The organism is Bacillus sp. FSL P4-0290 (assembly GCF_037975435.1).
In the GTDB taxonomy this organism is placed as follows: domain Bacteria; phylum Bacillota; class Bacilli; order Bacillales; family Bacillaceae; genus Bacillus; species Bacillus subtilis.
Map to the genome: position 1 here is coordinate 4,075,859 of NZ_CP150253.1, position 21,019 is coordinate 4,096,877.

The following is a 21,019-nucleotide window of genomic DNA, read 5'->3' on the forward strand; positions in this document are numbered from 1 at the left end:
CAATTGTCAATTAGATTGATAGATGCATATATATGTAAATTTAACATTAGTTGGATTTTTTTTCACTCTTTTTCTCACTCATTCTCATAAAAAAGAGAGGCTTCATCATCCTCTCTTTTTTTCTGTGTCATTCCAGCGGCCAAACTCCCGCTTCATCCATATATGCACCGGGTAGAAAAACAAACCGAACGGTATCAAAAACAATAGATTATGCCATGAAGCATTCAGAAATGCGCTTGCAGTCACCGGAAACGTAATCTCTTGCAATAAAAAAGAGATGACAGTCAGCACAACAAATGCAGATGGAATGGTAATGAAGCAATAAAACTTGAGCTCTTTCTTATGCTGTACCTTCAAACATACAAACCTCCCAACAATTTCTAATTCATCTTAACATATGCCGGCCTTTCTTTTCTCGCATGTTTATCACTGCACATAGCGGGAAGACAAATAGAAAAAGGAGGTCTCGTATCATGGGAAGACTTGAAAACAAAACAGCAGTGATCACAGGCGCCGCGACAGGCATTGGTCAAGCGACGGCAGAGGTTTTTGCCAATGAAGGCGCGCGTGTGGTCATCGGAGATATCAATAAAGATCAAATGGAAGAAACAGTTGACGCAATCAGAAAAAACGGAGGACAGGCCGAATCCTTTCACCTCGATGTGTCAGATGAAAACAGTGTGAAAGCATTTGCTGATCAAATCAAGGATGCATGCGGAACGATTGATATTCTGTTTAATAATGCCGGCGTTGATCAGGAAGGCGGAAAGGTGCACGAATATCCGGTTGACCTGTTTGACCGCATTATCGCCGTCGACCTGCGCGGCACGTTCCTTTGCAGCAAATATCTGATTCCGCTCATGCTCGAAAAAGGAGGCTCCATCATCAATACCTCCTCCATGTCAGGCCGTGCCGCGGACCTTGACCGCTCTGGCTACAACGCCGCAAAAGGCGGCATCACCAACCTGACAAAGGCAATGGCAATCGACTACGCACGAAACGGCATCCGCGTCAATTCCATTTCACCGGGTACGATCGAAACCCCGCTGATTGACAAATTAGCAGGCACCACAGAACAGGAAATGGGTGAAAAGTTCCGCGAAGCCAACAAATGGATCACGCCGCTCGGCCGCCTCGGCCAGCCGAAGGAAATGGCGACAGTGGCGCTGTTTCTCGCGTCAGACGACAGCTCATACGTCACAGGAGAGGACATCACCGCAGACGGTGGCATCATGGCATATACATGGCCTGGGAAGATGCTGATTGATGAGAAATGGAAGGAAGAAACGAAATAAGAGAGGGGATGCCCCTCTCTTTTCGTCTTTCAAAGCAATACAACCTTATATTTCTTCACATCCAAAAACTGCAAAAACTCCCTCGCCAGCACTTCAGGCGGATGCACCTTTCCTTCATCCAGCCGATACAAAAGCAACCCGATAATCATTGCGGATACATAATGGGCATAAAGCTTTTTCTCTGCGTGAATATCAGTTTGCTGATGCAGATAAAACGATTCCAGCGCTTTGAACATATCAGGTATCACATGGGGAACACCCCATTCCCGATTGAGAAAATGGACAATGGGCATGTTTGACAAAGCAGAAAGCAGACTGGCGAGCGCCTTCTCCGCTTCCTTTAAGGAAAATTCATTCGGGCTGGAGGCAATCGTCAGGTGATCAATGATCTCCGCACATGATCGCTGTATCATGGTTTGGAGCAATTCCTCCTTATTGGCATAGTGATCATAAAAGGTTGCGCGGCGGATATTGCTTTTCCGGGTAATATCCGAAATCGTGATGGCTGCGTAGTCTTTTTTCTCCGCCAGCACGTCCAGAAATGCCTTCTGGAGCGCCTCTCTCGTTCGAACCACACGCCTGTCGATTTGCTTGTCCTTCTCTCGCTCTCCTGGCACAGCTTGTCCAAACAGCCAATAAAATCTCTTTTGAGAAACAAGCTCCCATACCTTTTGGCTGATAGCTTCCGGAGTCGCGGCCGCATCCTCATTCAGCCAATACAGGATAATCGCGTACGTGTACAAGGCCCGGTAATGTCCGTAAATTTCCCGTTCAATCGGCGTCAAATTCACATGGACCGGAGTCAGCAGCACATCCTGCTGAAACACATCCCTAAAAAAACGATGGAAATGCCCTCTGTTCATCATCACAGAAAAAAAGGATCGATGCTCATGAACAAAGGACAGCGTCGGATGCACCGTTTGCCGTTTTTTGTTCAAATGAAGGGTATCCATATGACTGAAGGCGTCAAAAAGCGCTTTGCCCAGTCCTTCCTTCATGTCTTCGATCACATCCTCAATGATTGAAAACTTATCCTCATAATAAAGGTAGAGCGATCCGCGGCTCACTTTGGCCTTCTCAGCGATTTCTTTCATTGTGATGTGTTGAATATCTCTTTCTTTCAATAAAGCCAGCAGCGCCTCTTTCACTTGAGCTTCGGCAGATTCCGGCACAAAAGACACCTCCAATCATTAGACAGATCTTAGATATATGTACGGTAACGTATAGATGGTTCACCGTTGTCTTTCTTACAGAAAAGGTACCACCTTATAATAGGTCCGAGAAAAGAAGAAAGCAAATGAGGGGGATTTTACAATGGAACAGCAAGTAAAGGACGACATCCAGCGTGTCTTTCAGCTTCAGAAAAAACAGCAAAAAGCCTTGCGCGCTTCAACAGCGGAACAGCGGAGAGAAAAGCTTCAACGCTTTTTAGATTCCGTCATCGCCCATGAAGAAGAAATCATCGAAGCGATCCGCAAAGACGTCCGCAAACCATATCACGAGGTCAAAAAAGCGGAAATCGAAGGAACAAAAAAAGCGATCAGAGATAATATGAACAACCTGGAACAATGGATGGCGCCTAAAGAAGTCGGTTCATCGTTAAGCCCTGACGCAAACGGGATTCTTATGTACGAGCCTAAAGGCGTCACACTCATCCTCGGCCCGTGGAACTATCCGTTTATGCTGACGATGGCGCCGCTTGCCGCTTCTCTCGCAGCCGGAAACAGCGCGATTGTGAAGCTGTCCGATTTCACGATGAACACGAGCAACATTGCCGCTAAAGTAATAAGAGACGCTTTTGATGAAAAAGAAGTCGCGATTTTTGAAGGAGAGGTTGAGGTGGCAACCGAACTACTTGATCAGCCGTTCGACCATATTTTCTTCACTGGAAGCACAAATGTCGGGAAAATTGTCATGACAGCGGCTGCCAAACACTTGGCATCTGTCACACTTGAGCTTGGCGGCAAGAGCCCGACGATTATCGACAGTGAATACGATCTGATGGACGCAGCGAAAAAGATCGCCGTCGGGAAATTCGTAAACGCCGGCCAAACCTGCATCGCACCTGATTACCTGTTCATTAAAAAAGACGTTCAGGACAGGTTCGCAGGGATTTTACAAACAGTCGTCAACGCTGGATTTATGGAAGATGATCATACCCCAGACCGCAGCAAATTTACGCAGATCGTCAATGACCGCAACTTCAACCGCGTCAAAGATCTGTTCGACGATGCCATCGAAAAAGGGGCGGAAGTGGTGTTCGGCGGCGTATTCGATGCCAGCGACCGCACGATCTCGCCAACCGTTTTGAAAAACGTCACGCCTGACATGAAAATCATGCAGGAGGAAATCTTCGCACCGATCCTGCCAATGATGAACTATGAAGACATCGACGAGGTCATCGATTACGTAAATGACCGCGATAAACCGCTTGCACTTTATGTGTTCAGCAAAAACCAAGACCTGATTGACAACGTCCTTCAGCACACGACATCAGGAAATGCCGCCATCAATGATGTCGTCGTCCATTTTAGTGACGTCAACCTGCCATTCGGCGGTGTCAACACAAGCGGAATCGGCTCCTATCATGGGGTATACGGATTCAAAGAGTTTTCTCATGAGAAGGGTGTCTTTTTTCAGGCCTCTAAATAATCGTAATGAAGAGAATCTGCATCATCTTGCAGGTTCTTTTTTTATCTTTATATCACCTAAATAAAGAGATTAAAAGTGATAAAATACCATTTTTACTACGAGACCAAATTCCTCTAGTCTATCTCATTGAAACCCTGCAGCCCCTAACGTATAATATCCCAGAAAACTCCAAAGGAGTAAAATGATACATGGAAAAACCAGCAGGATTTTGGATTCGGGCAGCCGCCTCTATTATTGATGTATTTATTATAGCTATATTCTCTTTCATTATGATTTTCATTAACACCTTCATTGTGTTGCCACTCATTGATGCGGCAGGTACACACATGTCAGAAGCCCAATATGAGTTTTTCATGTTGATCATTGGCACAATCCCTGTTTTGGCCATCATATTTATTTTCGCTATTCTTTACTATAGCTTGCTGACTTCTTCAAACATGCAAGCAACATTGGGAAAAAAACTCATGGGCATCATCGTTGTCAATCAGCATGGTGAGCGTATTTCTTTTTGGCACAGCTTCGGCCGTTTCTTCGCTTACACATTATCTAAGATCTTATATATCGGTTTTATCATGGCGGCCTTTCCCTCTAAACTGGCATTACATGATTATATTTGCGGGACAAAGGTTGTCTATAAAAATAAATATCTTGATTGATCAAAAAACAGGCTGCCGAGTTAACCTCGCCAGCCTGTTTTACTATTTCCCAAAAGCCATCAGCTTCGTATAACTTCCAATATAAAGCGTTCCGTCCTCAGCGAGCTGAGGAGATGACACGACGTTGCTGTCGGTTTGATAGCTCCATAATTCATTGCCGTTTGCGTCTGCCGCATAAACCTTCATATCATCTGACCCGAAATACACCGTTCCCTTCGCGTCAATCAGCGGCGCCGTTCTGACAGGGCCGTCTGTATAGAATGACCAGTTCATATCCCCGTTTTTGCTGATGGAAAACAGCTCGCCGCTTCCTGAGCCGATGTAGATATTGCCATTATGATCAATCGCAGGAGATGAGCTGGAGAACCCGTTTAGCGGGAATGTCCATTTCAAACTGCCTGTTGATGTATAAGCATACAGCTGTCCATCTTGGTTGCCGGCATAAACGTTGCCATCCTTATCAATCACCGGATATCCTTTAAACGCATTTGACGTCGTTCTGGACCATTTCACCTGTCCGGTTCCGGAGTTGATCGCATAAAACACGTAATTATATGTGCCGACATACACGGTGCCGTTTTTGGCAAGCACCGGCACAGAGCTGACGACACCATTTGTTTTCAACTTCCAGCGCTCTGTCCAAGTTGATTTTGACGTCGGTTTGATCGCGTGAACATAATTATCAAGTGTTGAGAAATACAACGTCCCGTCTGAACCGATCACCGTTTCAGAGCTTGGCCCGCCGCTTAACGGAACCGTTGTTAAAATTTCTCCCGTTTCTTTGTCAATAAAATAAATCTTTTTGTCATAGGATGCCAAATAGATAACGCCGTTGGTCCCAAGTACAGGAGATTGCGTATATGTTTTTCCAAGATTGCCCGTCACCCATTTGACTGAGCCGTCTGGATTAAAGGCTTTCATTTCCCCGTCTCTGGAATGAAGATATACTGTGCCGTCTCCGTCAATCACAGCCCCCGCTCCATTTTGCGGAGTCGTTCTGATGTCGTTTTGCCATTTCAGCGTCCCGTCTGTATTTCCGGCGAACCGGCTTTCGCGTGACCAGTTAAACATGGCAGGCGCCATCGCTTGTACCTCATATCTTCCTGTCAAAAAGCCAGATGCTCCATTATTTTGAGAAAATACCGTTTCCGCCGCATAAGCAGCTGTCGGCTGAAACACTTTGGCAGCGGGCACATCAGAAACAGCACCGGCCGAAACAGCCGCCGCCACCGCAGCTCCCGCAATCAAAGCTTTCATACGAAATGACTTGACCATCATTGAGACCCCCATTATATGTAACTTCTAATTTGTGACCATCATAACATATTCATCCATTTTATAAATATATTTCACAAAAACATCACAAACTAGAAAACTATGTAAGAGTATTCACGGACGTTTTTTCAGCACCCGGCCGAAATGCAGCCACAAACCAAATGACGTTGACAGCAGCCGCAGCGAGACTAATTCCGAAAACAAAGATCACCTCAGAAAGCAGATGGTCACTAAAGAAACTAAACATCAAGATAAAACCGGCCGAAGACAAATGAATCAAAAGCCCGAAGCCGCAAAGCACCGCCATGACATACCTCATTGCATCGACTCCGAGCATATAAACGAGAAATGGAATGAAATACAATACAAGGATCATACCGACAGCTGACCACATGCCAACCGAATTAAACTGATTGGCCGCCGCTCCCGTTCCGGCCAGCGGCGAAAGTGAAGCCGCCACAATCACGGCGCAAAAAAGAAACGCAGAAATGGTTGTCATGATCGCCACGCTATTTTTTTTAGACATCAAACTCCTCCTTTAATAGAAATATTAACCTTTTTTATTATAAGTAAGTTGAAAGTTATATTCATTATATTTTTTAAAAATCCAGAACATACAGAAATGATATGATTATTTCTAGTATATTTATATAGTAAAAAACAAAGGATAAAAGACTCATTTTTCTGTAATATCAGGATTTTATCACCATACTATATTGCATGTACTTGTTTTTCAAAGTATACTATTCCAGATTAATTCAGAGGAGAGAGAAAAATACATGGAAAAACCAGCAGGATTTTGGATTCGTTTTTTAGCTTATTTTATTGATGGCATTATTGTATCTGTTCCTAGTTATATTATTCTATTTGTGATCAATTCTGTTTTTGTAGCTGGGGCTGTGGCAACAAACCCTTACATGACGGAAGAAGAGTATTTAGTGAAATACATGACGCTTGCATTTTTGCCTACTATGCTGATCATGATCGTCATCAGCGTGTTATATTACGGGCTGCTCACAGCTTCTAAAATGCAAGGCACACTTGGCAAAAAAATTCTTGGCCTGAAAGTGGTCAATGAACAAGGTGAACGGGTTTCTGTCGGACAGGGAATTGGCCGTTACTTTGCCTATATCTTATCTGGAATCATCTTTTATATCGGGTTTATCATGATCGCCTTTGGAGAGAAAAAAGGCCTGCATGACATCATTTGCAAAACACGTGTCGTGTATAAATAATAGAAAAAAGTCTAGACGCCAATAGGCATCTAGACTTTTGTTTTCTTTACAATAGGCTGCCACGACAGATACGTAGCGCTTCTCCACAGCCACTCAAACGGCCCCATCCGAAAGACACGAAGCCAAAGGTGGCTGAAGACCATTTGAACGGCACAAACAGCAATTGTAATGAGCACACCGGCAGCAGGGTACACTTTTCCATACAGGCCCAAGCCGTAATGATAAAAAATCCAAGTACATACAATAGACTGCATCAGATAATTGGTAAATGCCATCCTCCCAACAGCGGAGAATGATTGCAGCACTGTTCTCACTCTTGTTTTATGATAAAGATAGACAACCGTTGTAACATAGAAAAACATGAGGAAAGGCGCGCCAATCAGCAAACATATTTCTTTATCCGTTACACTGTACAGCACCTGGGCGCCGATGCCGATGACAAGCCCAGCCATCCACAATCGTTTTAGTCCTTTGCGATGCTTTTCTGGTTCATGCAAGTACCGAGATTTCGCTGCCGCAGCTCCCAGCAAAAACATGCTGAAATATGGAATGGATGCAAAGAAGAAGTTGAGCGGATTATACGTAAGCATGCCATTCGAAGACATGTAAACAAGACGGTCGTGGATCCGCTGTTCTGCAATATCCTTCAGGCTGCCGCTTCCATAAACATGAATCGCTTGTTTTGCCTGCTGTGTTACCGCTTGTACCCATTCCTGTCCATTTGATTGATCAAAACTTGTCAACATGAACGGAATGGAAAACAGAAGATACAAAGAGACCGCCCATATCAGCAGTGTTTTCGGCTTTGCTTTTCGAAACAAGAGCAGGACAAATCCGAGCAGGGCATATTCTGTTAAAATATCCCCGTCCCATATCAAAAAGGCATGAATCGTTCCAAACAAGAGAAGCGCCATTAACCTTCTCACATATAACGGAACAAACCGTTTCCCTTTGTTTTCTGCTCTCTCCATCATGACAACCATGCCAAATCCAAATAAAAAGGAAAACAATAAAATACATTTTGTTTGAATGAAGAATTTCAGTATGTCTGCGGCGGCAAAATCAGCTTCAGACCACTTATCCATGAAAAAATTCTCTTTTCCAAGCATAGACAAATACATATCCGGATAACTGAAATGTGCCAGATTGACAAATAAGATGCCGAAAATCGCCATTCCTCTCAGCACATCAAGCACACCGATCCGCTCATTTGCCAAAGTCGGCTGTAATGAAGACATAGCCATCACGCTCCTTTTTTCTGTACCTTAAGGGTATGAAAAAATGAAGCGCGGAAACATCGATTTAGGTGTCAGGCCGGCATGAAAACCTTACAATCTTGTCATCTTTATGGTTTCATCACCTTTAAATCTAATGCTTCGATATTCTGCAAAACGCGATCAAAACGCAAAGCCTGAGGCTCACATGGGAAGATGTGGCCTTCATACGGGTCGCCCAACGTCCGGAAAAACGGTTCAAATAAACCAGGAACCAATACGCCCACCATCTTTGTATAGTGAGAATCAAGGCGATAGGAGTGAACGGTATTTGCAGGGACATGCAGGAAATCTCCCGGATTCAGCTGAATTTCCTGGCCATCTGCCCACATCGTCATCTGGCCTTCAAGGCAATAAAATGTTTCTGTATGATGTTCATGGTAGTGATCAACGATTCGGTCACCTTTAGGGCCTTCAGATGATACGACGATAAACTGGCCATCTGTATTTTTTTGTGCAGCCACAATGCGGTGAAGCTGATCTCCAGTCAACAGGCGATCTCCTTCTCCAGATTCAAGAACGTATGGAACGGCTCCATCTGGCAGCTCTGTAAGTTCCGCTAATTTGGCCGAACATGCAGGCTTTTCTTCATCTAGAAATACAATGTCCGCTACAGCGGCTGCTTCTGCAAATCGCTCGTTTGAGACTTCTTCGCTTGCGTACGGCGGATGTTCAGCGTGATCATACGGATTCCCAATAACGGAATACAAGTGCGCTACGTTTCCTTTCATCGTGTAAGATACCAGTCTTGTTCTGTGGCTCTGCATCCGGTAGCTGTGCGGTGTTCCCGCCGGAATGTTGGCATAATCACCTGATATTAATAAATAGCGTTCACCATCAAGTGTCAGTTCCAGTTTCCCGTCCAAAACGAGAATTCCTTCATGTGTGTCCTTGTGGACGTGAAGCGGAAAGGCATCTCCTTTTCCCCCGGAAAGAAGCACGATCTCAAACAAATCACCTGTGCTCCTCCCATTCGCCATCACCGTGGCAACCTGTCTGCCGAACAGATAGCGCTCGCCTTCTCCGCTCCGGAGCAAATAAGGCATTTTTTCTTTAGGCAATGAATGTGTACATAATGTTTTCATATTATCGCTTCCTCCAATTTAGACCAGTCTATATATTATCATTTATTTGTCTAGACCGTTCTATATAATTGTAGGAGAAAGGATAACAAAATGCTACCCTTTTTTTCTCACCAGCACTGGTATTTGTTCGGCAATGAGAAGAAGGGGCGTTTTGTCTTTATTCGTTAACGAAAGCATGATGCCGCCCTCAATCATCGAATTAATCAGCGTTCCAAGCTGATTTGCTTCTTCTTCTGCAAATCCGTTTTCCATTAATTTTCTGGCAAAAACCGCTTCCCAGCTTTTAAACACCTTCATGCAAACCGTCCGCAGCGGTTCACTGATTAACGCTGTCTCACTCGCCAGCAAACCGACTGGAATACCTTTAATGCTTTCTGTGTTATCAAATTGGCTGGCTGTTTTTTTGATAAAAAGCTGAATCGCTTCTGTTGGATCAGAGGACTCATCCATGCTTTGCTGTATCAGATGTTCAATCAATTTCCCTGTATATGTAACCGCTTCAATTGCTAATTCTTCTTTGCCATTCGGAAAAAAGTGATAAAGCGATCCCTTAGGAGCACCGCTTTCCTTTACAATCTGGTTCAAACCTGTCGCGTGATATCCTTGCAGCTGGAACAGACGTGACGCCGTGTGAAGGATTTTTTCACGTGAATCTCCTCTGCTAGTCATTAAAACATTCCCTCCTAGGTATGGTAGAGCGACTTATATAATATAAAAAAGAACCCTGTGATTGTCAAAAGGGGTAAGACCCTTCCGGATGGGGTAATGTACAAAAACAGCGTCTAGGAGGGATCTCTCAATGACAATCGATCATTCAGTCACGAATACAGAACAGCTTGAACGACAAAACCCAGCCGTAAAAACAAAGCTCAAACTGAAAAAGCTTAAGGATCAGGTGATCGTCATTACCGGCGCTTCAAGCGGAATCGGACTTGTCACGGCGCGAATGGCAGCTGAAAAAGGCGCAAAGGTCGTGGCAGCAGCGCGAAATGAAGACGCGCTGAAGGAGCTCACTGATGAACTAAAGAAAAAAGGGCACGACGCCATATGGGTAAAGGCGGATGTCGGAAAAGAAGAGGACGTCAACCGCATCGCAGAAACCGCGATCAGCACATTCGGCCGCTTTGACACATGGGTCAACAATGCGGCCGTCTCGACTTTCGGACATGCCATGGACGTCACCGTCGAAGACATGAAGCGCATGTTCGACACAAATTTCTGGGGACCTGTTTACGGAACAAGAGCGGCTGTCAAACACTACACCGGCAGAGGTGTGCCGGGCGCACTCATTAATGTAGGAAGCCTGTTCGGAGACAGGGGAACAGTCATTCAATCCACATATGCGTCTGCCAAATTTGCGCTTCACGGCTGGACGGAAAGCATCCGAATGGAGCTTGAAAAGGAACAGGCGCCCGTCTCGGTAACGCTCATCCACCCGGGCAGAATTGACACACCATATAACGAGCATGCGCACAGCTACCTCGACAAACAGCCGGCTCATTACCGCTCCATGATCTATCCGCCGGAAGCGGTCGCCGAAGCGATCCTGTTTGCCGCCGAACACCCTAAGCGCGACATGTACATCGGCTCACAGGCCAAAGCTATCGCCATGCTGGGCGCGCTTTTCCCTCGTCTGACCGACAGACTGATGGAAAAAATCATGTATCACAGCCAGCATGCCGAAAGACCGTCCAAACCGCGAGAAGAAAGCGCTCTTTATGATGCGGGCTGCGGTATGCATGACAGAGGCACAAATAAAGGATGGATGAGGTCAAGAAGCTACTACACAAAAGCGACGAAGCGCCCCATTGTATCGGCGGCTGTTGTTGCCGGACTAGTGGCTTGGGCTGCCGCCAAACGATGCAGATAATCTCTGACCATAAGAAAAACCCATGCTGTTCCAGCGAACCATGGGTTTTTCAGCAGTTAATCGATAAAAGCCTTGTTCATACGCTGCAGCAGCTCGCCAAACATCTCTTTTTCCTGTGTTGACCATTCTTTCAGCATCTGTTCATAACGTTCAAGGCGCTTTTGCTGATCGGCTTTTAATAGTTGTTTGCCGAGTTTTGTAATGGTAAACAGGCTGACTCTCCCATCAGACGGGTCTGAGAAACGATAGATGAGCTCCTTTGCCTCTAATGCAGCTGCTTGTCTTGAAAGAGTAGAAATATCAAGCTTAAACGATTCTGCCAATTCCTTAACACGAGCAGGGCCAAACTCATCCAATTGTCTCAGTAATAAGTACGAAGATCTCTCCAAATTCCCTGTTCTTTTCTCTGATTGATCCAGATAAACAGCTCTCCTGATAAAAGTCGTCAGCTCATATTCAATTAATTCAACTGGATTTTGATTTTGCAATCGCTCTCGCTCCCTATTCCAATCTCCGGCATTGACAACATCATATATACTTGTATAATACAAATGTACATTAACTGAATAAATACAAGTCGTTATATGAATAAATCAATCATTATACTTGTATAGTACAATCATATAAAAAGAAAGTAAAGCGATTCCTCAGAACCATCCTAGAAGCAAGCACCAGAAAGGAGGAAGCTGTTCTGATTGGAGAGCAGCACTTGATGTGAAAGTCATACGAATTATCTTGCAAGTGTTGATATTATATGTATTTTTTATGATCGGGGAAGCCATTCAGCATCTGTTTCATTTACCCGTGTCAGGAAGCATCGTTGGATTGGTATTGCTTCTGATCTGCTTGGGCCTCCGTATTGTTCCCGTCTCCATCATTGAAGACGGAGCAGGGTTTTTATTATCCTTCCTTCCATTGTTGTTCATCCCGGCAATGACAGGAGTGATAAACTATCCGTCTCTCATTTCATTCAATGGCCTGATGCTGCTGATTACAGTCGTTCTGAGCACCATCGTCACGATCATTGCGGCTGGATTCGCCAGCCAGCTATTAGAGAAAAAAGCTAAAAAACGGGAGGAGAAAGAGAAATGCAGCAAGCATGTATCGCGATCATTATAATTCTTTTAACAGTTGCCGCTTATTTAGCGATGGTCAAACTCTATAAGCGATTCCCGCTTCCATTTCTGATCCCTGTTCTGACAACGACCATTTTGATTGTAGCGGTTTTGATGATGTTCCATGTTTCCTATGAAGGCTATATGATCGGGGGGAAATGGATCAATTCTTTGCTTGGGCCGGCTGTCGTGGCACTGGCCTATCCGCTTTATAAACAATGGCATATCATTGTCAAACATTGTGTTCCCATTTTAGGCGGCGTCCTGGTCGGATTATGCATGGGAATGATCAGCGGGCTGATCTTCGCAGAAGCATTCGGGATTGATCATGATCTCTTATTATCCATTCTGCCAAAGTCGATCACAACCCCTGTCGCTATTCAGATCGCCGCCGGTCTTGGCGGCGTCCCTTCCATGACAGTCGTATTTGTCATGATTGCGGGCTTTTCAGGCGTCATCCTCGGGCCTCTTTTCCTAAAATGGCTTCGCATACGCAGTTCCCTTGGACAAGGCATTGCATTAGGCAGCGCCTCCCATGCACTGGGTACCTCCAAAGCGTTGGAATATGGGGAATTGGCCGTATCCATGAGTTCCGTCTCCATGACGCTTTGTGCGGTGCTCGGCTCATTCTTCGGCCCGCTCGTCGTCTGGCTGTTTCATATTTAACAAAGAAAGACTGCCCCGGGGGAGGGCAGTCTTTTTCGTTTAAGAAGCAAAAAAATCAATCAGCGGCTGAAAGTCCTTAGATAAATCAACGTCATTCGGCTCTGCTTGAAGCAGGCGGTCAATCATGCGCTCCAGCTCCTCAACATCATTCTTATCTGTATATTCAATGAAGTTTAAGCTTTCAAGCCAATCCCGGTATGAATGTTTGGCTTTGCCATAGCTGTTTCCAAAGACAAGGCAAGGTGTTTTGGTGATAATCGAGAAAATCATCGCGTGAAGGCGGTCGGTAATCACCAATTTACTGGAGCCGATGCGGTCCAGCATCTCCATAAAATGCTTTTCACGATCAGCGTAATCGATGGTGTCTACCGTATCCAGCACCGTATCGGTACGCTCTGTGTAAGTTGTTTTTTCTGCCCATTGCTTCATCTGTGAAATAAAATCTTCGTCAGTCACTTTCTCCTTATCCGCTCTTAAAATAAAGAGAACGCCGTCCCGCTCGAGCTCTCGCGGCACAATATCCAAGGAAAGCACCATGTCCGGTGTAAAGATCACATTGGAGTTGAAGGTCTCTTTCACAACATCCAGTGTTTGCGTCTCACGCGCAGCAATCGTTAAGTTTGTATTTTGATGGTACGCATCCTGTGTTTTTTTCTTTTCCTTCTGTCCTTCCTCTGTATCCTCAAAATAAACGGATTGTGGCAGAGAAATTGATTTGTAGTCTTTAAACGCCGAAAAGACCTTTCTTCTGTCTTCCTCAATATCAAGATAAAGGTTTCCTAAATTCCCTCCGCCTGTAAAGCAGACAATATCGTCTTCACGAATGATCTCCTTCACCAGTTCAATGCCCTCATCCGTCGCATAATCCATAATCTCAATGTATTCATAATACGGAAAATGATTTTTGACAAATTTCTCTTCCGCATACGCAATCGCTTGGTCGCCAATGTTTGTGTAACTAGGGGAACCAAACAAAAATACTTTTCGTTTATCATTTAACAGAGCTTCCGGCTCCACATTTGGCGCAATGCCTTTTACTAGTTTTTTGCCTTTGATTTCTTGTACAGTCATATCTGCGTCCTCCTTCTGGGATGAATTCCTCATTGTGTGTTAACTGTCTCTACCCAAAAAGGAGGATGGCTATGCATTGGCATGTGCATCGGCTATATCAGAAACATCGTTTTCGCCAATTTGATAGACGCTGCAATGTCCCGCGCCGTTCTTTCCATATATTCCGCGGCATGTTCAAACGCGTCTTCTAGCGGCACGGCTCCGGGGACGATGCTGAAAAGCGCATCGATCCCGTGTTGATAGACGGCATTACTGTCTCGGGAAATTGATCCCGCAATGCCGATAACGGGCACATCGTATGATTTAGCCGCCTTGGCCACCCCGATCGGTGTTTTTCCATGAACCGTTTGGCTGTCGATTCGTCCCTCGCCGGTAATCACAAGATCTGCATCCTGAACGATACTTTCAAAATCAATCGCATTAAGGACAATATCAATGCCTCTTTTCAGGTCAGCCTGAAGATAAGTCAGCAGGCTCCATCCAAGACCGCCCGCTGCACCGGCACCCTCTGTATCTCGGAAGGTTGATCCGAGCTCTTTTTCTGCCATATCAGCGAAATGGCTTACGTTCTGTTCTAGTACATCCAGCATGTCGGCCGTCGCGCCTTTTTGCGGTCCGAAAACAGCCGTAGCACCCTTTGGTCCTGTTAACGGATTGTCCACGTCACAGGCAACTTCCAGTTTGACATTCCGCAATCTGGAATCAAGCCCGCTCACATCTATTGATGCAAGCTGAGATAACGCGCCGCCCCCTGGACCAATCTCGCTGCCTGAGTTATCAAGAAGCCTTACGCCCAATGCCTGAATCATCCCGGCTCCCCCGTCGTTCGTGGCGCTTCCGCCGATTCCGATAATCAAACGCTCCGCTCCTGCATCAAGAGCCGCTCCGATTAATTCTCCCGTTCCCCTTGTTGTAGTGATGAGCGGATTTCGCTTATGAATAGGCACCAGATGCAGCCCTGAAGCAGCAGCCATTTCAATCACAGCTGTTCTCCCATCTCCCATCATGCCAAAGAAAGCTTTCACCGGTTCCCCCAGCGGCCCTGTGACAACTTGCTCTATGATCCTTCCGTTGGTCGCATCGACCAGAGATTGAACGGTTCCCTCGCCGCCGTCCGCCACCGGCAATTTTCTGTAATCAGCACCCGGAAAGACCGATTTGAAACCTCTTTCTATCGCTTCGGCTGCCTCCAGAGCTGATAAGCTTTCCTTAAAAGAATCAGGTGCAATGATGATTTTCATCCAAATCGCCTCTTTCAAAACATGATTCACTTATGCTAGTTATCTCCAATGTACCATATTCCATTTAGAAATAAATACCATAATGATTGGGAAAAATTTTATTAAAAATTAGAAATGAAAGTGTTTGCATAAAAGAAATATTCACGTTATCATACTTGTATACAAGTATACTTCTTGAGTGAGGAAGGTGAGTGTATGCTAGACTCCAAAGACCTGTTGTATCCCGCAAAATGGCTCTCAAAAGCGTCAACCGGAGTTCGTGTCGCATACGAGCTGAGAATGCGGATCGTTTCAGGCCTGATTGAAAGCGGTACCATTTTATCAGAAAATACAATCGCCGCCGAGTTTTCAGTAAGCCGTTCGCCGGTTCGCGAAGCGCTAAAAATACTCGCATCCGAAAAAATCATCCGCTTAGAACGAATGGGAGCGGTCGTAATTGGTTTAACTGAGAAGAAAATCGCGGAAATTTATGATGTGCGGTTACTATTAGAAACATTTGTCTTTGAACGGCTTGTCAAAATAGACATTGAGCCTTTAGTTAAGGATCTCAGCAAAATTCTTGAAATGATGAAAGTCTCAATCAAATATGAGGATGCTGACGAATTTTCATTTCAAGATGTGCTGTTCCATGAAACGATTATCCGAGCGATTGATCATTCATACATTCAGATGATCTGGAACAATCTAAAACCCGTCATGGAAAGCTTTATTCTTTTATCGATGCGGGTACGGTTAAAGGAAAAGTATGAAGACTTCACAAGGATTTTAGATAACCACGAGCTTTATATTCAAGCCATCAAAACAAAGGATAGGGCGCTGATGATTCAGTCTCTTCACCAAAACTTTGATGATGTGCAGGATAAGGTAGAAGACCTATGGCTCTCACAACAAATGCTGGCAAAAGGAGCTGAATACAGCAATGACTAGTTATATGTTAGGAATCGATATCGGCACGACAAGCACAAAAGCTGTGCTGTTCAGTGAAAACGGGGATGTGGTACAGAAAGAAAGCATCGGCTACCCGCTCTATACACCGGACATCTCAACAGCAGAACAAAACCCGGAAGAGATTTTTCAGGCAGTCATCCATACAACAGCGAAAATTACAAAACAGCATCCCGAAAAACAGATCTCTTTCATTTCATTCAGCAGCGCCATGCACAGCGTCATTGCAATCGACGAAAATGACAAGCCGCTGACGCCATGCATCACATGGGCCGACAACCGAAGTGAAGGCTGGGCGCATAGGATCAAAGAGGAATTGAACGGACATGAGGTGTACAAACGGACGGGAACACCGATTCATCCGATGGCACCGTTAAGTAAAATTGCCTGGATCACGAATGAAAGAAAAGAAATCGCTTCCAAGGCAAAAAAATATATCGGCATCAAAGAATACATTTTTAAACAGCTGTTCAATGAGTATGTCATCGATTACTCCTTGGCATCAGCGACAGGCATGATGAACCTGAAAGGCTTGGATTGGGACGAAGAGGCACTGCGCATCGCAGGCATCACGCCGGATCACTTATCCAAACTCGTGCCGACAACCCAGATCTTTCAGCACTGCAGCCCGGAAATAGCGATCCAAATGGGAATCGATCCGGAAACGCCTTTTGTCATCGGCGCCAGCGACGGCGTGCTGTCCAACCTCGGCGTCAACGCCATTAAAAAGGGCGAAATCGCCGTCACCATCGGAACAAGTGGTGCCATCCGGACGATTATAGACAAGCCGCAAACCGATGAAAAAGGGAGAATTTTCTGCTATGCCTTGACGGACAAGCATTGGGTTATTGGGGGACCTGTGAACAATGGGGGCATCGTCCTTCGCTGGATCAGAGACGAGTTTGCCTCCTCCGAAATCGAAACAGCGACACGGCTGGGCATTGATCCATATGACGTGCTGACGAAAATTGCCCAACGCGTCAGACCCGGTTCTGACGGTCTGCTGTTCCACCCATATCTCGCCGGAGAACGCGCTCCGTTGTGGAATCCGGATGTACGCGGCTCATTTTTTGGCCTGACCATGTCGCATAAGAAAGAGCATATGATACGCGCGGCATTGGAAGGCGTCATTTACAACCTGTACACGGTGTTCTTGGCGTTAACTGAATGCATGGATGGCCCGGTAACCCGCATCCAAGCGACAGGGGGTTTTGCAAGGTCGGAGGTTTGGCGCCAAATGATGTCGGATATCTTCGAATCAGAGGTTGTCGTTCCGGAAAGCTACGAAAGCTCATGTCTCGGCGCCTGCATTTTAGGCCTGTATGCAACAGGAAAAATCGATTCTTTCGACGCCGTGTCCGATATGATCGGCAGCACATACAGACATACGCCGATCGAAGACTCAGCCAAGGAATACAGAACATTAATGCCGATTTTCATCAATCTATCAAGATTATTAGAAAATCAATATACACAAATTGCAGATTATCAGAGGGGCTTAATCACACACAAATAGTACATGACATGAAGGGGAGGGCATTACCATGCCGTTAATCATCGTTGCACTTGGGATCTTAGCATTACTATTTCTGATTATGGGCTTAAAATTAAACACATTTATTTCCCTGCTGGTCGTATCGTTCGGCGTGGCACTGGCACTCGGGATGCCGTTCGATAAAGTTGTCAGCTCCATCGAAGCAGGAATAGGGGGGACTCTTGGCCACATCGCGCTCATCTTCGGACTCGGTGCGATGCTGGGCAAGCTGATCGCGGATTCAGGAGGCGCACAGCGCATTGCGATGACGCTCGTCAACAAATTCGGTGAGAAAAATATTCAATGGGCCGTTGTCATTGCCTCATTTATTATTGGGATTGCGTTATTTTTTGAAGTAGGACTGGTTCTATTAATTCCGATTGTCTTTGCGATTTCAAGAGAATTGAAGATTTCTATTTTATTTCTCGGAATCCCGATGGTCGCGGCACTATCCGTTACACACGGTTTCCTGCCGCCGCACCCGGGACCTACGGCGATCGCCGGTGAGTATGGCGCTAATATTGGAGAAGTGCTGCTGTACGGCTTTATCGTTGCTGTTCCGACAGTGCTCATCGCAGGGCCGTTATTTACAAAGTTCGCGAAAAAAATCGTTCCTGCATCATTTGCGAAAAACGGCAATATTGCATCACTCGGCACACAAAAAACGTTTAACCTTGAAGAAACACCCGGCTTTGGAATCAGTGTCTTTACTGCAATGCTCCCGATTATCATCATGTCGGTCGCAACCATTATCGACCTGCTTCAAGAAACAATCGGGTTTGCAGATAACGGAGTTTTAGCTTTTATCAGATTGATTGGAAACGCATCGACTGCTATGATTATTTCGTTATTGGTCGCAGTCTATACAATGGGCATCAAGCGCAACATTCCAGTTAAAACCGTGATGGATTCTTGTTCAACTGCCATTTCACAAATTGGCATGATGCTTTTGATCATCGGAGGAGGCGGCGCCTTCAAACAAGTGCTGATCAACGGCGGTGTCGGCGATTACGTAGCAGACTTATTCAAAGGAACGGCATTATCGCCAATCATTCTGGCATGGCTCATCGCGGCGATCCTGCGCATTTCTCTAGGATCAGCGACTGTTGCCGCACTAAGCACAACAGGTCTGGTCATCCCGTTATTGGGCCATTCTGATGTTAACCTAGCGTTAGTCGTGCTCGCAACAGGTGCCGGAAGTGTCATCGCTTCACACGTCAATGATGCCGGCTTCTGGATGTTCAAGGAATACTTCGGATTAAGCATGAAAGAAACATTCGCCACATGGACATTGCTGGAAACCATTATTTCCGTTGCTGGACTGGGATTCATTTTATTGTTAAGTTTAGTTGTATGAAATTAAGAAGGAGCTGTAACACATGTTCAATTCGATTGGTGTCATAGGCTTAGGCGTAATGGGAAGCAACATCGCCTTAAACATGGCAAATAAAGGCGAAAACGTCGCTGTCTATAATTACACCAGAGATTTAACGGACCAGCTTATCCAAAAGCTGGATGGACAATCTCTCAGCCCGTATTACGAGCTTGAGGACTTTGTTCAATCGTTAGAAAAACCAAGAAAAATCTTTTTGATGGTCACAGCGGGAAAACCCGTAGATTCCGTCATCCAATCATTAAAGCCTTTGCTTGAAGAAGGCGACGTCATCATGGACGGAGGAAACTCCCACTATGAAGACACAGAAAGAAGATATGACGAGCTGAAGGAAAAAGGGATCGGCTACCTGGGAATCGGCATTTCCGGCGGTGAAGTCGGTGCGTTAACAGGGCCTTCCATCATGCCGGGCGGAGATCGCGACGTCTATGAGAAAGCCGCTCCTATCCTGACGAAAATCGCAGCCCAAGTCGGAGATGACCCTTGCTGTGTCTATATCGGACCAAAAGGGGCAGGGCACTTTACAAAAATGGTGCACAACGGCATTGAATATGCCGACATGCAGCTGATTGCAGAAGCTTATACGTTTCTAAGAGAAACGCTTCGTCTGCCGCTAGATGAAATTGCATCTATTTTTGAAACATGGAATCAAGGTGAGCTGAAAAGCTATTTAATAGAGATTACAGCTGAGATTTTACGCAAAAAAGACGAAAAAACAGGACAGCCTCTGATCGATGTCATCCTTGATAAAACCGGCCAAAAAGGCACCGGAAAATGGACGAGCATGCAGGCGATTGATAACGGCATCCCGTCCACGATCATCACAGAGTCCTTGTTCGCCCGCTACTTGTCATCTTTAAAAGAAGAACGGATGGCAGCTCAAGATGTATTAGCAGGCCCGGAAGCCGAAGAAAAACACTTGGATAAAGACACTTGGATTGAATACGTCAGACAGGCTCTTTACATGGGGAAAGTATGCGCCTATGCACAAGGCTTTGCCCAATATAAGATGTCATCTGAGCTTTACGGCTGGAATCTGCCGCTCAAAGACATCGCCTTGATTTTCCGAGGCGGCTGCATCATCCGCGCTGATTTCCTAAACGTGATCAGCGAAGCATTCAGTGAGCAGCCAAATCTGGCTAACCTGCTGATCGCGCCTTATTTCACAGATAAGCTCCATGCCTATCAAACAGGCCTGCGAAAAGTCGTTTGCGAGGGCATCAGCACCGGAATCTCTTTCCCATGCTTAACTACCGCGCTCTCTTATTACGACGGCTACCGCACAGGGCGTTCCAATGCGAACCTCTTGCAGGCGCAGCGCGATTACTTTGGCGCTCACACGTACGAACGGACTGATATGGACGGCGTTTTCCATACGAATTGGTCTGAATAACCTGTCATCAAAAACACGGTCAGTTTTCAACTGAACCGTGTTTTTTTCTTCTATCCCAAACAACAGAAGACATAAGTTATGTTTTAAATATCATAAACAGTGATACAATAATAGCTAGAAACAATCCCCAAGATCATCATGTGACAGCAGCTTGCTGTTCCGTTCTATTCTGCTTTTGGCCATTGTCCTTTGCCCTTGACCATGATGTCATAAAATGTTCAAATGCCAAAACGGCCTGTCATTCTGATTTACAAAAGTCCCTGAAAACCTTGTCTAATTGAGAATCAGCCTCTCATTTGTTATAAAAGAAATGCATAAA

General features: G+C 45.5%; 21 protein-coding genes. 11 read left to right on the forward strand and 10 right to left on the reverse strand.

Annotation, left to right across the window (positions count from 1 at the left end; all coding sequences use genetic code 11):
* Nucleotides 1-105: 105 nt before the first annotated feature.
* Nucleotides 106-357, reverse strand: coding sequence for a hypothetical protein (locus tag MKY10_RS21305; RefSeq protein ID WP_014481429.1), 252 nt, complete (start codon nt 355-357; stop codon nt 106-108).
* A 116-nt stretch (nt 358-473) separates the two neighbouring features.
* Between MKY10_RS21305 and MKY10_RS21310 the strand changes: the two genes are divergently transcribed.
* Entirely contained in the window at nt 474-1,295 is an 822-nt protein-coding gene (locus tag MKY10_RS21310) for an SDR family oxidoreductase (protein ID WP_114523589.1), read from the forward strand.
* A gap of 29 nt (nt 1,296-1,324) precedes the next feature.
* Here MKY10_RS21310 and MKY10_RS21315 read toward each other — a convergent pair whose 3' ends face one another.
* A complete protein-coding gene (locus MKY10_RS21315) occupies nt 1,325-2,467 on the reverse strand; it encodes a TetR/AcrR family transcriptional regulator (protein WP_114523588.1) in 1,143 nt (380 codons plus the stop codon).
* 142 nt (nt 2,468-2,609) lie between these two features.
* On the opposite strand from MKY10_RS21315, the gene MKY10_RS21320 reads away from it, so the two are divergent.
* Together MKY10_RS21320 and MKY10_RS21325 are read left to right on the forward strand one after the other, a co-directional pair.
* On the forward strand, nt 2,610-3,947 hold the full coding sequence (locus MKY10_RS21320; protein ID WP_114523587.1) for an aldehyde dehydrogenase family protein: 1,338 nt from the start codon (nt 2,610-2,612) through the stop codon (nt 3,945-3,947).
* 188 nt (nt 3,948-4,135) lie between these two features.
* Nucleotides 4,136-4,603, forward strand: a complete 468-nt coding sequence (locus MKY10_RS21325) for an RDD family protein (RefSeq protein WP_114523586.1) — start codon at nt 4,136-4,138, stop codon at nt 4,601-4,603.
* A gap of 42 nt (nt 4,604-4,645) precedes the next feature.
* Here MKY10_RS21325 and MKY10_RS21330 read toward each other — a convergent pair whose 3' ends face one another.
* Nucleotides 4,646-5,878: a PQQ-binding-like beta-propeller repeat protein gene (locus tag MKY10_RS21330; RefSeq protein ID WP_086344523.1), complete on the reverse strand. Its 1,233-nt coding sequence runs from the start codon at nt 5,876-5,878 to the stop codon at nt 4,646-4,648.
* 100 nt (nt 5,879-5,978) lie between these two features.
* The gene (locus MKY10_RS21335; RefSeq protein WP_024572867.1) at nt 5,979-6,404 is read right to left on the reverse strand and encodes a DUF5391 family protein; all 426 of its coding nucleotides are present in this window, start codon (nt 6,402-6,404) and stop codon (nt 5,979-5,981) included.
* Between the two features lie 253 nt (nt 6,405-6,657).
* On the opposite strand from MKY10_RS21335, the gene MKY10_RS21340 reads away from it, so the two are divergent.
* Nucleotides 6,658-7,113 carry an RDD family protein gene (locus MKY10_RS21340; protein WP_015250840.1) on the forward strand — a complete coding sequence of 152 codons (456 nt, stop codon included), beginning with the start codon at nt 6,658-6,660 and terminating at the stop codon, nt 7,111-7,113.
* 29 nt (nt 7,114-7,142) lie between these two features.
* On the opposite strand, the gene MKY10_RS21345 is transcribed toward MKY10_RS21340, so the two are convergent.
* The 3 genes from MKY10_RS21345 to yxaF form a co-directional block, all read right to left on the reverse strand.
* The gene (locus MKY10_RS21345) at nt 7,143-8,351 is read right to left on the reverse strand and encodes a DUF418 domain-containing protein (RefSeq protein WP_024572866.1); all 1,209 of its coding nucleotides are present in this window, start codon (nt 8,349-8,351) and stop codon (nt 7,143-7,145) included.
* 107 nt (nt 8,352-8,458) lie between these two features.
* Nucleotides 8,459-9,472 carry a quercetin 2,3-dioxygenase gene (qdoI, locus tag MKY10_RS21350; protein WP_003227025.1) on the reverse strand — a complete coding sequence of 338 codons (1,014 nt, stop codon included), beginning with the start codon at nt 9,470-9,472 and terminating at the stop codon, nt 8,459-8,461.
* Nucleotides 9,473-9,565: 93 nt separating this feature from the next.
* Complete coding sequence (yxaF, locus tag MKY10_RS21355) at nt 9,566-10,141, reverse strand: transcriptional regulator YxaF (protein ID WP_024572864.1); 576 nt, start codon at nt 10,139-10,141, stop codon at nt 9,566-9,568.
* 130 nt (nt 10,142-10,271) lie between these two features.
* On the opposite strand from yxaF, the gene MKY10_RS21360 reads away from it, so the two are divergent.
* Nucleotides 10,272-11,342 (forward strand): SDR family oxidoreductase, encoded by a 1,071-nt coding sequence (locus MKY10_RS21360; RefSeq protein WP_086344524.1) that lies wholly within the window; start codon nt 10,272-10,274, stop codon nt 11,340-11,342.
* Nucleotides 11,343-11,398: 56 nt separating this feature from the next.
* Here MKY10_RS21360 and MKY10_RS21365 read toward each other — a convergent pair whose 3' ends face one another.
* Nucleotides 11,399-11,830 carry a MarR family transcriptional regulator gene (locus tag MKY10_RS21365; RefSeq protein WP_003243994.1) on the reverse strand — a complete coding sequence of 144 codons (432 nt, stop codon included), beginning with the start codon at nt 11,828-11,830 and terminating at the stop codon, nt 11,399-11,401.
* Nucleotides 11,831-12,056: 226 nt separating this feature from the next.
* Between MKY10_RS21365 and MKY10_RS21370 the strand changes: the two genes are divergently transcribed.
* Nucleotides 12,057-12,461 (forward strand): CidA/LrgA family holin-like protein, encoded by a 405-nt coding sequence (locus MKY10_RS21370; protein WP_009968420.1) that lies wholly within the window; start codon nt 12,057-12,059, stop codon nt 12,459-12,461.
* Nucleotides 12,431-13,123 (forward strand): LrgB family protein, encoded by a 693-nt coding sequence (locus MKY10_RS21375; protein WP_014478506.1) that lies wholly within the window; start codon nt 12,431-12,433, stop codon nt 13,121-13,123. Before MKY10_RS21370 ends, MKY10_RS21375 begins: the two co-directional genes overlap by 31 nt.
* A gap of 39 nt (nt 13,124-13,162) precedes the next feature.
* On the opposite strand, the gene MKY10_RS21380 is transcribed toward MKY10_RS21375, so the two are convergent.
* A complete protein-coding gene (locus MKY10_RS21380; protein WP_021481049.1) occupies nt 13,163-14,194 on the reverse strand; it encodes a polysaccharide pyruvyl transferase family protein in 1,032 nt (343 codons plus the stop codon).
* A gap of 92 nt (nt 14,195-14,286) precedes the next feature.
* A complete protein-coding gene (locus tag MKY10_RS21385) occupies nt 14,287-15,435 on the reverse strand; it encodes a glycerate kinase (protein WP_339226007.1) in 1,149 nt (382 codons plus the stop codon).
* A 195-nt stretch (nt 15,436-15,630) separates the two neighbouring features.
* On the opposite strand from MKY10_RS21385, the gene gntR reads away from it, so the two are divergent.
* Genes gntR through gnd form a run of 4 tightly spaced genes read left to right on the forward strand, consistent with a single transcriptional unit; the run spans nt 15,631 to nt 20,700 of the window.
* Entirely contained in the window at nt 15,631-16,362 is a 732-nt protein-coding gene (gene gntR / locus MKY10_RS21390; protein ID WP_014478509.1) for a gluconate operon transcriptional repressor GntR, read from the forward strand.
* Entirely contained in the window at nt 16,355-17,896 is a 1,542-nt protein-coding gene (gntK, locus tag MKY10_RS21395; protein WP_064671715.1) for a gluconokinase, read from the forward strand. The genes gntR and gntK overlap by 8 nt, the downstream gene beginning before the upstream one ends.
* A 28-nt stretch (nt 17,897-17,924) precedes the next feature.
* Nucleotides 17,925-19,271 carry a gluconate permease GntP gene (gene gntP, locus MKY10_RS21400; protein WP_003243139.1) on the forward strand — a complete coding sequence of 449 codons (1,347 nt, stop codon included), beginning with the start codon at nt 17,925-17,927 and terminating at the stop codon, nt 19,269-19,271.
* A gap of 22 nt (nt 19,272-19,293) precedes the next feature.
* Entirely contained in the window at nt 19,294-20,700 is a 1,407-nt protein-coding gene (gnd, locus tag MKY10_RS21405; protein ID WP_044052413.1) for a decarboxylating NADP(+)-dependent phosphogluconate dehydrogenase, read from the forward strand.
* Nucleotides 20,701-21,019: the final 319 nt, after the last annotated feature.